The following is a 12,805-nucleotide window of genomic DNA, read 5'->3' on the forward strand; positions in this document are numbered from 1 at the left end:
ATAGAGACATGAATTCTTTGTTAAGTTTCAGCCTCTTCAGCAAATTTTTCACGCAAACGATCTAAAGCACGCTTGAAGCGCATTTTGGTAGCGCTTAGTCCCATGTGCATGATGTCTGCGATTTCCTGAAACTCCAGTTCAGCGACGAACCTTAACACCAGGATTTCCCTATCGATTGGGTTGACATGCGCCAACCAACGGTCAAGTCCGCCTTTTTCCTCGATCTTCGGCGAAATTTCCTCCGAAGCTTCTTCCTGAGGTTCGAGATCGAGCGCATCTAGAAGACGGCGCTTCCGCCGTTCCTTTCGATACTGCGTCGTACATTCGTTATAGGTGATGCTATATAGCCAGGTTTTGAATTTTGATTTTCCCTCGAAATTTTTCAACCCGTAGAGCACTTTCAACATTATTTCCTGACACACATCGTCCGCGTCTCGTTCATTACCTAGATAACGCGTACATACGTTGAACAACGTACGCTGATAACGTCGCATCAACTCTTCATAAGCCCGTGTGACGTGGAAAAGCTCGTTATGTGCACGCTCTGCCAGCTCCTCATCGCTGAGTAGGCCCGGGTCGTAGCGAGAGGACGCGTTCGATGTTTTCAAGACAGGTCGACAATCAGCGTGTCAGGCAAGCAGCAGGCGCGCATACTTTACCAGCGCTATCCTTAACGGCTGCTGACATGGCAATCCAATAGCGTCCGATTGGCGAGTGTGACGTACTCGTCGTCACCCACTAGCAATGTGGTTTTCACGGTTCCGATCTCTTCGATCTGGCCCGAGACGTCGCCAACTGATACGTCCTGGCCGACCTCGTAGAGCTCTCGTACGTAGATCCCTGCAATGATCTGGCTGACGATTTCACGACTGCCGAGGCCCAACGCAACTGCTACGGCGACACCGAACGAGATCAGCACGATAGCGATGACGGTGTTGAGCAAATCCGTCTTGATTTCCAATTGGCCGATTGCCACGGAAATGCTAATGACGATCGCCAGTGCTTGCGCAATACGGCCAAGGCCCGCCGCATAATCGAGTCCCACGCCTTCAGCCGCCCCCCGCACGACGCCATTAAAGAGCTGTGCGAGCAGCACCCCAGCTAGCAGGATCAAAGCGGCACCGAACACCTTCGGTAGATAAAGCGCCACCATGTCCAGGGTTGCAGATACCCGCTCGAGTCCGAGCGACTCCGCAGCGGACACCAGAAACACGAGCAGCACAAACCAATAAACGATCCGCCCGACCAGTTGCGAAAACGACATCTGAATGCCCGCGCGCGTGAGCACCTTGGTCGCGCCCGTACCCGCCATCAAACGATCGAGACCAAATTTAGCCAGGAGTTTCGATAGCAGCGTGTCCAGCAGCTTTGCCACCACGAGGCCGATCACTAGCACCAACAAAGCCCCGAACAAGCGCGGAATGAAGCTGGCTACGGAAGCCCAGATCGTGCTCATGGCGTTGACGAAGCTATGCGTCCACGGATCAATTTCCATACTCAGGGAGCCTTATCTTGTTCGTCTCGGATCGATTTCGTGGCGCGCGAGCGGCGCGCCGTGGTGTTCAGGGCAATCATTATCGCCTCGAACCAATGCCCTGTGAGGCTGAACAATTTGCCTGCCCCTATCTGGCGATTCGCCGTCTTGAGTACTTTGCCCAGCGCGGCGCGCTCATCGCGCCCGGCAGGCGAGTCGTTCATCAGCTCACGCAAGGATTGTTCGAAGCGATCGTGCATGGCACACCCCTGGAATCATGCGGGAGTAGACGCACCGACTTTGTAGTGCGTCACATCACAGCCAGCGCAACCAGCGAAAAACCAGCCATTGCCCAACCGCAATGAGCGCTGATAACGCGCAGGCCCACAGGAATCCTTGAGGATTATCGGCCCCAGGCATCCCGCCGACGTTGATGCCGAGTAAGCCAGTGAAGAAGCTTAGCGGCAGAAAAAACACGGTAACGATGGTCAGGAGAAACATCGTCTTGTTCGTACGCTCGCCTAGGCGGCGCTGCTCCAAGCTTTCTAATTGCGCGACGCGTTCGCGCGACATCTCGAGCTCTTCGAGGTTACGCGTAAGGCTGTTGTGCAGCTCGTTCCAATAGGCCGCATCGTCGGTCGAAAACCATTCGAAGCGCTGTCGGGCGAGCTGCGCAAAAATCTCGCGTTGCGGCGCCAGATAACGTTTCAAGCCCGCCGCGCGGCGTCTGATGAGGAGCAGTTCGCCATGATCTGGAAGTGCCTGCTCGTCCATGTCCAACCGTTCCTCAAGCGCGTCCAGTTGGATGGACAATGCATCATTGAGCTCATCGACGCGACTCGTCAGATAAAAGGCCATCTGCAAGAGAAGTTCGGAACTGTTGCGGGGACCCTCACCTCGCTCGATATCCTGGCGAATCTGATCGATCGCACGTAATGGCCGTAAGCGCAGAGAGATCACGCGCCGCGAATCACCGTGAACGCGCAGGGAGACCATGTCCTCAGGATCGGCGCCTGGATTGAGATTGACCCCACGTAGAAAGAGCAGTACGCCTTGGTCACCAGACGGCAGCAGCCGTGGGCGCGTTTCCTCCTCCAGCAGGAGGTCGCAGGTAAACTCGCTTAGGTCGGAACGCTCACGAAGCCAAGCCTGGGCTTCCGGATGACTGCGATCCCAATGCAGCCAAAGGTCTTCTTCCGGTCCCGCCTCAAGTGAGTCCAACTCAGCGCGACTAATGCGCCGCCCCCCTCCTTTGCCATCTAACAGAAAGCCAAGTACCAGGCCCTTTTCCCCGGCCTCTTCGTCAACCATACGGACTCCCAAAAACTGTTCGCCCGCTACTATACCGGTTTGGCGTGGCTCGTTCGCGAGCCACGCCAGGCGTTTTAGCGGGCGCCTAGCCGGTGCCAGAGACACGAATCAGCGTCCAGCCGGTTGCAACTCACCCGGTGCTCATTGACGTTGAGTAGGCGATGAGCCGATTGCTCGTAACGCGCGATGCGTATTTAGCCAGGCATGCTCAACGCTTCGGACGAAACGATGATGCCGTTATTGTCGGCGTATACGAATGCCCCAGGGGCGAAGGTGACGCCGGCAAACGTAACGACCACGTTGGTTTCACCGACGCCGCGCTTGTTCGATTTCAATGGATGACTAGCTAGCGCTTGAACGCCGAGGTCAACTTGGGCGAGAACGTCCACGTCGCGTACGCAGCCGTACATGATCACGCCCTCCCAGCCGCTCTTCGCAGCCTGCTCGGCTAGCATGTCCCCCAACATCGCGCAGCGCAGCGAACCGCCGGCATCAACGACGAGCACTTTGCCTTTGCCAGGCTGAGCGACCTGGTCTCTGACGTAGGAGTTATCTTCGAAACACTTCACGGTGACGATCTCGCCACCGAATGAATCTCGCCCACCAAAATTCGCGAACATGGGTTCGACGACTTGTACAAGGTCTGGATACGCATCACAGAGATCGGGTGTGACGTAGTGCATGGCGATCGCTCCTCGATTGATTGATGCGCGCGACACCGCAAGCGGCATCGCGGCGAGGCAAAGCTTAGTGGGCCACCTCTTTTTCCGCGAGGAAGAACCAGGTTTCCAGTACCGAATCAGGGTTCAGAGACACACTCTCGATGCCCTGCTCCATCAGCCACTTCGCAAGATCTGGATGATCGGAGGGGCCCTGGCCGCAAATACCGATGTACTTACCTGCGTTGTTGCACGCAGCGATTGCGCTAGCGAGCAGCTTCTTCACCGCAGGATTGCGCTCGTCGAAGAGGTGCGCGATAAGCCCCGAATCTCGGTCCAACCCAAGCGTAAGCTGAGTCATGTCGTTCGAGCCGATGGAAAATCCATCGAAGTACTCGAGAAATTCGTCAGCCAGCAGGGCATTGGACGGCAACTCGCACATCATGATGACTTTAAGCCCGTTTTCGCCCCGCTTCAGGCCGTACTGGGCAAGAATGTCGATGACCTGGGACGCTTCACCGAGCGTACGCACGAACGGAACCATCAGTTCGACATTGGTAAGCCCCATGACCTCGCGGACTTTCTTCATCGCTCGGCACTCGAGCTCGAAGCAATCGCGGAAATTCTCACTGATGTAGCGCGATGCGCCGCGGAAACCCAGCATCGGGTTCTCTTCTTCCGGCTCGTAGAGCTTGCCACCAATCAGGTTGGCGTATTCGTTGGACTTGAAGTCCGACAGGCGCACGATGACCTTTTTTGGCCAGAACGCCGCGGCCAGCGTACTAACGCCTTCAACCAACTTCTCAACGTAGAAATCCACCGGACTGGCGTATCCCGCAATACGGCGTTCGACGCTCTCTTTGACGTCCGACGGCAAGCTGTCGAAATTGAGCAGCGCCTTCGGATGCACCCCGATCATACGGTTAATGATGAATTCGAGACGAGCAAGGCCGACGCCTGCGTTCGGCAACTGGCAGAAATCGAACGCTCGATCAGGATTGCCGACGTTCATCATGATCTTGAAAGGCAATTCAGGCATCGCATCGATGGAATTGGTCCGGATGTCGAAACCCAATTCGCCTTCGAAGATGAAACCGGTATCGCCCTCGGCACAGGAAACGGTGACGCGCTGGCCATCCTGAAGCAGCTGCGTGGCATTACCGCAACCGACGACCGCTGGAATGCCCAGCTCACGAGCAATGATCGCGGCATGACAGGTCCGCCCGCCACGGTTGGTGACGATAGCGCTGGCGCGCTTCATGACCGGCTCCCAATCGGGATCGGTCATGTCTGAAACGAGCACATCGCCTGGACGGACTTTATCCATTTCGGACACATCCTTGATGATCCGTACGGTACCTGCGCCGATGCGCTGGCCGATGGCGCGCCCCTCGACCAGCACCTTGCCTTTCTCCTTAAGCAGATAGCGCTCCATGACCGTCGCGTTCGCGCGGCTCTTTACCGTTTCAGGGCGCGCCTGGACGATGTAGAGCTGGCCATCGTCCCCATCCTTCGCCCACTCGATATCCATCGGCCGACCGTAGTGCTTCTCGATGATCATCGCCTGGCGTGCGAGGTTTTCGACCTCCTCATCGCTCAATGAAAAACGGGCGCGATCAGCCTTGTCGACCTCGACAGTTCTGACGGACTTACCGGCTTTGGCCTCTTCGCCGTAGACCATCTTGATGGCTTTGCTGCCAAGGTTTCGGCGCAGGATCGCAGGTCGACCCGCTTCCAGCGTCGGCTTGTGCACGTAGAACTCGTCGGGGTTGACTGCGCCCTGTACGACGGTTTCACCCAAACCGTAGGCGCCGGTCACGAACACGACGTCGCGGAAACCGGATTCGGTGTCGAGGGTGAACATCACGCCGGCGGTGCCTGTTTCGGAACGAACCATCCGCTGCACACCCGCGGAAAGTGCTACCAGCTTGTGGTCGAAGCCTTGGTGAACGCGATAAGCGATTGCCCGGTCGTTGAACAAAGAAGCGAATACTTCCTTAGCCGCCCGAATAACGTTATCGACGCCGCGAATATTCAGGAACGTCTCTTGCTGCCCCGCGAAGGACGCGTCGGGCAGATCTTCAGCAGTCGCCGACGAGCGTACGGCGACCGCCATGTTTTGATTATCGCCAGCCATCTCGGCAAATGCGGTGCGAATGTCGGCATCGAGCCCCGCCGGGAACTGCGCGTCCATGACCCATTGACGAATCTGCGCGCCGGTCTTGGCTAGCGCATTCACGTCATCGACATCGAGGATATCCAACGCGGCATTGATGCGGTCGTTGAGCCCACTTTGTTCGAGAAAGTCGCGGTAGGCCTGCGCCGTGGTCGCAAAACCGCCCGGTACCGAGACACCCGCGCCGGCCAGATTGCCGATCATCTCGCCAAGCGAGGCGTTCTTGCCCCCTACCCGCTCGACATCGTGGTTGCCGAGCTTATCCAGGGAAATGACGTACTCTACCAAGGTGATCTCTCCAATATCGGTTGAACGGCTGTCCTTTGTTTTTGTACCGCGTCCAGTGCACCAGCCCCTTGCAGTAAGGGGAACGACCGTCTACCGGAGGTCGGGACACAAGTCGGACTCATCTTATCTGTAAATGTTCAGCATTTTGCACCTTGATGTAGTGCCTTTTTAAAAGAACTACCTGCCATGTCGTTGGGGGATGCGAGACCGTCGTGTAGCGGCATATGATGCGCGCTACCTCCAAGCAGCTGAGTGCATACATGAAGCGGACTGCGTTTTTCATTTCCGACGGTACCGGGCTCACCGCCGAAACCCTGGGGCAAAGCCTACTTGCGCAGTTCGAGAACATTACGTTCAACAAACTCACGCGTCCTTATATCGATACGGTGGACAAAGCGCGGGGGATGGTCCAACAGATCAACACGGCCGCCGAAAACGACGGCGCACGTCCGATCATTTTCGACACCATCGTTAACCAGGAGATACGTGACATCCTCGCGCAATCGAATGGTTTCATGATCGACATCTTCTCGACGTTCCTTGCCCCTCTCGAACACGAGATGTCGTCGCGCTCGTCGTATTCCGTGGGCAAATCGCATTCGAGCGCCCACAGCGCGAACTACATGCAACGCATCGAAGCCGTGAATTTCGCGCTCGACAACGACGACGGCGCCCGTACGCAGTACTACGACCGGGCGGACTTGATCCTCGTGGGCGTATCCCGTTGCGGCAAGACGCCGACCTGCCTGTACATGGCCATGCAATATGGTATCCGCGCTGCCAACTACCCGTTGACCGAAGACGACATGGAGCGGCTGCAATTGCCCGCAGCGCTCAAGACCTATCGCCACAAGCTATTTGGTTTGACGATCGACCCTGAGCGGCTCGCGGCCATCCGCCATGAGCGTCGCGCGAACAGCCGCTATGCGAGCTTCGATCAATGCGAATTCGAAGTGCGTGAAGTCGAAATGCTCTTCAAACGAGAAAACATTGCCTTTATCGACACCACGCATTTTTCGGTGGAGGAAATTTCCGCAAAGATCCTCGTGGAAAAAGGCGTGGAGCGCCGCCTCAAATAAACCGTTCCCCAACACGAAACGCCGGTGCGCGTTCGGGCACTACCGGCGTGCTCACCCGACGCGCGCGTTATAGCGTCCAGTAATCCATGAAACGATTGACCGGCATTTCCTCGAGCTGTACCCGATCGGCGAACAGACCCTCGATCTGATCGCAGCGCTGTCCGCTGAAGCGTGTGGCCAGGTTCGCCTTGAACTTGGCCCGTAGCAGCGGGATTCCATCGGCACGGCGACGTCGATGCCCGACCGGGTACTCGATTTCAATGGCGTCGGTATGGCTGCCGTCCTTGAAAAACACTTGCAACGTATTCGCGATCGAGCGTTTGTCCGCTTCGAGGTACTCGCGGCTGTAGCGTGGCTCTTCGACAACCTGCATCTTCTCGCGCAACACATCGATCAGCGGATGCGCATCGTGGAACGCGTCTTCGTAATGCTCGGCGCGCAGATCACCGATCAGCAACGGCACTGCCACCATGTACTGCAGGCAATGATCACGGTCTGCGGCATTGGCCATGGGCCCTGCCTTGGAAATGATGCGGATCGCGGACTCATGCGTCTTGATGACGATGCGGTCGATGTCGTCGATACGGTCCCGCACCTGCGGGTGTAGGATGACCGCCGCCTCACAGGCGGTCTGGGCATGGAATTCCGCAGGGAAGCTGACTTTGAACAGCACGTTTTCCATGACATAGCTGCCGAAGCCTTGAGGAAAGGTGAATCGCCGCGCGCTCTCTGGCTTGGTGGCAAGATCGCGATTGGTGTGGCTGAAGGTCGTGTCGTAGAAGCCCCACTGGGGCGCGGTCAGCACGCCAGGAATACCCATCTCTCCACGTATGGCAATATCGGCCAGGCGAACGCCGCGGCTGGCGGCATCGCCTGCCGCCCAGGACTTGCGAGAACCTGCGTTCGGTGCATGGCGATAAGTACGCAAGGCCTGACCGTCTGCGAAGACATGGGAGAGCGCCGAAAGCACTTGATCGCGATCAGCGCCCATCAACTGCGCGGACACCGCAGTCGACGCGAGCTTCACCAATACGACGTGGTCCAGCCCGACGCGATTGAACGCGTTTTCAAGGGCGAACACGCCTTGGATCTCATGCGCCATGATCATGGCGTCGAGCACGGCGCGCATGGTCAACGGGGCATCACCCGCGGCGATACGTTTCTGCGAAAGGTAATCCGCCACCGCTAGAATGCTGGCGAGATTGTCCGACGGGTGGCCCCACTCGGCGGCCAGCCATGTGTCGTTGTAATCCAGCCAACGGATGATGCAACCGATATCCCACGCGGCTTTCACCGGATCGAGACGAAACGAGGTGCCTGGCACGCGCGCGCCATGGGGCACCACGGTGCCCTCGACCAATGGTCCCAGATGCTTCGTACACTCCGGAAACCGCAACGACAACATGCCGCAACCCAGCGCATCCATCAGGCAGTAGCGGGCGGTATCCAGCGCCTCTTCGGATTCCACCCGATAGGACATGACGTAGTCCGCTATCGCCGTCAGCACGTCATCGTATTCAGGACGCTGGTTCATATCGACATTGCTGCTCATTGCCTCTCCTTCCTTTTATTCTCGGGAAAAAATCGGATCAAAACGGCTTTTGTAGTGCTGCAAAGGTGCACGCAACACGGCTACCGCCCTACTTAAAATGCGTCGCCAGGCACCCTTACCCAGCCTTCCATCAAGGTACGTGCACTGCGGCTCATGATGGCCTTGGTCACTCGCCAGGCATCACCATCGCGCACCGCTTGAGCGCCAACCCGCAACGTACCGGACGGGTGACCGAACACCACCTGTTGGCGCTCGCCACCGCCAGCCGCAACATTCACCACTGTTCCCGGAATGGCCGCTGCCGTGCCGATGGCGACTGCTGCCGTACCCATCATGGCGTGATGCAATTTGCCCATGGAAAGCGCACGCACGAGCAAATCGACATCACTGGTTTTGACGGCCTTTCCACTGGACGCGGTGTAGCCGCTTGGAGGCGCCACGAACGCCACCTTGGGCGTGTGCTGTCGTTTTCCTGCTTCTTCAGCGTGCGCGATCAAACCCATTCGAACGGCGCCATGAGCACGGATACGTTCGAACATCTCCAGCGCTTTCGCGTCGTTGTTGATGGCCCCCTGTAACTCTGTCCCGCAGTATCCGAGCTCCGCAGCGTTGACGAATATGGTCGGGATGCCGGCGTTGATGAGCGTGGCTTGCAAGGTGCCGACACCGGGGACCTCGAGCGCGTCGACGAGGTTGCCTGTTGGAAACAAGGCGCCGCCTTCGCCCTCTTCAGCCGGGTCGAGAAATTCAAGCTGCACTTCCGCGGCGGGAAACGTCACGCCATCTAGCTCGAAGTCGCCTGTTTCCTGCACCTGACCGTTGGTGATCGGTACATGGGCAATGATCGTCTTGCCGATGTTTGCCTGCCAGATCCGTACGGCGCAGGTACCGTTTTCAGGTATACGCGCCGCCTCCAGCAGGCCAGAGGCGATGGCAAAACCACCGACGGCTGCCGATAGATTGCCGCAGTTGCCGCTCCAGTCGACGAAGGCGTTTTCGATGGAGACCTGGCCGAAAAGATAATCGACGTCGTGCTCAGGACGTTCGCTCTTGGAAAGAATGACCGCTTTGCTCGTGCTCGAGGTCCCGCCTCCCATGCCGTCCGTATGCTTGCCGTAGGGGTCGGGGCTGCCGATGACGCGCAACAGCAAAGCGTCACGCGCAGGCCCCGGCGTGCGTGCTTGCGGCGGCAGATCGGCTAGCGAGAAGAAAACGCCCTTGCTAGTACCGCCGCGCATATAAGTCGCGGGAATCTTGATTTGCGGTGCATGGGACATGGTCGACCTCTCTCATTGTTATCGGGCAGTGGCACGGCTGCCGCAGGCCTTTGTTGGAGCGAGCCGAGCTGCGGCCGGCGTGTTCGCGATCAAGTGCCTAGCTGTAAAGGCGGTGCCGAGCCAACCATCGCATTCGCGAGCAAGCTCGCTCCTACAGAAAAGCAAGGCCGCGGAAAAATTGAATGGTATGACTTGGGGCATGTTTGACATCTCGCGTCGTTAGCTGGCAGGTGCAAAGCGCCATGGGTCTGGCTTTTGTAGGAGCGAGCTTGCTCGCGAATGCGGTAGCCGTTTCGATACGATCTTCGCGGCCAAACACCGATCGCGAGCAAACTGATCGCAGCTCCACCCGCTCCTACACAAACGCCCGAGCCGACCCATGTGCGGTATCACCTGTTTCCAGAAAGTCCTGGGCAAAGCGTTGCAGCACACCGCCAGCTTCATAGATCGAGACCTCCTCCGCAGTATCGAGGCGGCACGTCACTGGGACGTCTTCCTTTCTGCCGTCGCGCCGCTGGATGACCAACGTCAATGTCGCTCGTGGTCGACATGCGCCCAGCACGTCGAAGGTCTCGGTGCCATCCAAACTCAGCGTGTGCCGTGTGGTACCCGGCTCGAACTCTAGCGGTAGGACACCCATGCCGATCAAATTCGTGCGGTGAATCCGTTCGAAACCCTCCGCGACAATGGCTTCTACTCCCGCCAGACGCACCCCTTTGGCAGCCCAGTCACGGGATGAACCTTGGCCGTAATCCGCGCCCGCGATGATGATCAACGGCTGGCGGCGCGTCATGTAAGCCTCGATCGCTTCCCACATGCGCACCACAGTTCCCTCCGGTTCAAGCCGGGCTAGCGAACCCTGGCGCACCTTGCCCGCGTCATCCCGCACCATTTCGTTGAAAAGTTTCGGATTGGCGAACGTGGCCCGCTGTGCAGTCAGGTGGTCGCCGCGATGCGTGGCGTAGGAGTTGAAGTCCTCTTCAGGCACGCCCATCTTCGCGAGGTATTCACCTGCTGCGCTGTCGGCGAGGATGGCGTTGGAAGGCGACAAGTGATCGGTCGTGATGTTGTCTGGCAGTATCGCCAGCGGACGCATCCCACGAAGCGTCCGCTCGCCCGCCAGCGCGCCCTCCCAATACGGCGGCCGGCGAATGTAAGTGCTCATGGGCCGCCAGTCATACAGCGGGCCGACGGGCTCGCCGCGATCCTTGGCAGCGAACATGGGGAAATAGACCTTGTGGAATTGCTCCGGCTTGACGCTGGCCTTGACCGCCGCATCGATTTCTTCGTCCGAGGGCCAGAGGTCCTTGAGGCGAATCTCGGCCCCATCCACCACGCCCAACACATCCTTTTCGATATCGAAACGGATGGTGCCCGCAATCGCATAAGCAATCACTAGCGGAGGCGATGCGAGAAACGCCTGTTTCGCATACGGATGAATACGACCGTCGAAGTTTCGGTTGCCCGACAACACGGCTGTTGCGTAAAGATCACGCTCGACGATTTCCTGCTGGATGGCGGGATCGAGCGCGCCGCTCATGCCATTGCACGTCGTACAGGCGAAGGCGACGATTCCGAAGCCTAGCCGTTCCAGTTCTGGCAATAACCCCGCCTCTTCCAGATAGAGCTGTACCGCCTTCGAGCCCGGTGCAAGCGAGGTCTTTACCCAGGGCTTACGGGTCAAACCAAACGCGTTCGCCTTGCGCGCGAGCAAACCTGCGGCGATGACGTTCCGCGGGTTGCTGGTATTGGTGCAACTGGTGATCGCGGCAATGATGACCGCGCCGTCTGGTAGGCGTCCCGGCTCTTCGTGCCACGAACCGGCGATCCCGCGCTCTACCAGAGCCGTCGTCGGTAGGCGCTTGTGCGGATTCGAGGGGCCCGCCATGTTGCGGACGACACCCGACAGGTCAAAGGTCAGCACGCGCTCATAGTCGACCTTGGTCAACGCGCTCGCCCACAAGCCCGCTGCACGAGCGTACGTTTCGACGAGCGCGACTTGCGCATCCTCTCGACCGGTCAGACGAAGGTATTCGATCGTCTGCGCGTCGATATAGAACATGGCCGCCGTCGCACCGAATTCAGGCGTCATGTTCGAGATGGTCGCGCGATCGCCAAGCGTGAGCGCCGCGGCGCCCTCCCCGAAAAACTCCAGATACGCACCCACCACCCGCGCCTCACGTAGAAACTCGGTCAGCGCAAGCACCACATCGGTTGCCGTAATGCCCGGCCCCGGGCGCCCTGTCAGCTCGACACCGACAATATCGGGCAGGCGCATCCAGGAGGCCCGACCCAACATCACGCTTTCGGCTTCGAGCCCACCCACGCCAATCGCGATCACGCCCAGCGCATCCACGTGTGGGGTATGGCTATCCGTGCCCACGCAGGTATCTGGAAACGCAACGCCGTCGTTCACGGCGATAACCGGCGACATCTTCTCCAGATTGATCTGGTGCATGATGCCGTTGCCTGGTGGTATCACATCGACATTCTCGAACGCTTTCCGGGTCCATTCGATGAAGTGAAAACGGTCTTCGTTGCGCCGATCCTCGATCGCCCGGTTCTTGGCGAATGCATCGGGATCAAAGCCTCCGCACTCCACGGCGAGCGAGTGATCGACGATCAATTGCGTCGGCACCACCGGATTCACCTTGGCCGGATCACCGCCGCGCTCGGCGATGGCATCACGCAACCCCGCCAAGTCCACCAACGCGGTTTGTCCCAGGATGTCATGGCACACCACGCGCGCTGGGTACCACGGAAAATCCAGATCACGTCGCCGCTCGATCAACTGCCTTAGCGAATCTTCCAGGGTGGCGGGGTCGCATCGCCGCACTAGGTTTTCAGCGAGCACGCGAGACGTATAGGGCAAACCCGCGTAGGCGCCTGGCGCAATAGCGTCGACCGCCGCGCGCGCATCGAAGAAATCGAATGAAGTCCCGGGCAGCACCGTTCGGTATTGGGTATTCATGGCTGAAGGTTCACTCAC

At 58.5% G+C, this 12,805-nt stretch carries 10 protein-coding genes; 1 reads left to right on the forward strand and 9 read right to left on the reverse strand.

Going from position 1 to position 12,805, the window contains the following annotated elements:
• Nucleotides 1-20 precede the first annotated feature (20 nt).
• From sigX to ppsA, 6 genes are all read right to left on the reverse strand, one after another.
• On the reverse strand, nucleotides 21-608 hold the full coding sequence (gene sigX, locus IEY47_RS17410) for an RNA polymerase sigma factor SigX (RefSeq protein ID WP_188985017.1): 588 nt from the start codon (nucleotides 606-608) through the stop codon (nucleotides 21-23).
• A 62-nt stretch (nucleotides 609-670) separates the two neighbouring features.
• Complete coding sequence (locus IEY47_RS17415) at nucleotides 671-1,495, reverse strand: mechanosensitive ion channel family protein (protein ID WP_188985019.1); 825 nt, start codon at nucleotides 1,493-1,495, stop codon at nucleotides 671-673.
• 2 nt (nucleotides 1,496-1,497) lie between these two features.
• Nucleotides 1,498-1,734: a CrfX protein gene (locus IEY47_RS17420; RefSeq protein WP_188985021.1), complete on the reverse strand. Its 237-nt coding sequence runs from the start codon at nucleotides 1,732-1,734 to the stop codon at nucleotides 1,498-1,500.
• A gap of 55 nt (nucleotides 1,735-1,789) precedes the next feature.
• Complete coding sequence (gene cmaX, locus IEY47_RS17425; RefSeq protein WP_188985023.1) at nucleotides 1,790-2,785, reverse strand: divalent cation transporter CmaX; 996 nt, start codon at nucleotides 2,783-2,785, stop codon at nucleotides 1,790-1,792.
• Between the two features lie 194 nt (nucleotides 2,786-2,979).
• Entirely contained in the window at nucleotides 2,980-3,468 is a 489-nt protein-coding gene (gene rraA, locus IEY47_RS17430; RefSeq protein WP_188985025.1) for a ribonuclease E activity regulator RraA, read from the reverse strand.
• 64 nt (nucleotides 3,469-3,532) lie between these two features.
• Entirely contained in the window at nucleotides 3,533-5,908 is a 2,376-nt protein-coding gene (gene ppsA / locus IEY47_RS17435; protein WP_188985027.1) for a phosphoenolpyruvate synthase, read from the reverse strand.
• A gap of 260 nt (nucleotides 5,909-6,168) precedes the next feature.
• On the opposite strand from ppsA, the gene ppsR reads away from it, so the two are divergent.
• On the forward strand, nucleotides 6,169-6,987 hold the full coding sequence (gene ppsR, locus IEY47_RS17440) for a posphoenolpyruvate synthetase regulatory kinase/phosphorylase PpsR (protein WP_188985029.1): 819 nt from the start codon (nucleotides 6,169-6,171) through the stop codon (nucleotides 6,985-6,987).
• Nucleotides 6,988-7,054: 67 nt separating this feature from the next.
• On the opposite strand, the gene prpD is transcribed toward ppsR, so the two are convergent.
• The 3 genes from prpD to acnD all read right to left on the reverse strand — a co-directional run bounded on the left by prpD (nucleotide 7,055) and on the right by acnD (nucleotide 12,787).
• Nucleotides 7,055-8,539: a 2-methylcitrate dehydratase gene (gene prpD, locus IEY47_RS17445; RefSeq protein WP_188985031.1), complete on the reverse strand. Its 1,485-nt coding sequence runs from the start codon at nucleotides 8,537-8,539 to the stop codon at nucleotides 7,055-7,057.
• A gap of 92 nt (nucleotides 8,540-8,631) precedes the next feature.
• Nucleotides 8,632-9,816 carry a 2-methylaconitate cis-trans isomerase PrpF gene (gene prpF / locus IEY47_RS17450; RefSeq protein WP_188985033.1) on the reverse strand — a complete coding sequence of 395 codons (1,185 nt, stop codon included), beginning with the start codon at nucleotides 9,814-9,816 and terminating at the stop codon, nucleotides 8,632-8,634.
• A 355-nt stretch (nucleotides 9,817-10,171) separates the two neighbouring features.
• On the reverse strand, nucleotides 10,172-12,787 hold the full coding sequence (gene acnD / locus IEY47_RS17455) for a Fe/S-dependent 2-methylisocitrate dehydratase AcnD (RefSeq protein WP_188985035.1): 2,616 nt from the start codon (nucleotides 12,785-12,787) through the stop codon (nucleotides 10,172-10,174).
• Nucleotides 12,788-12,805 lie beyond the last annotated feature (18 nt).

This window comes from Pseudomonas matsuisoli (assembly GCF_014647635.1).
GTDB lineage: Bacteria > Pseudomonadota > Gammaproteobacteria > Pseudomonadales > Pseudomonadaceae > Pseudomonas_P > Pseudomonas_P matsuisoli.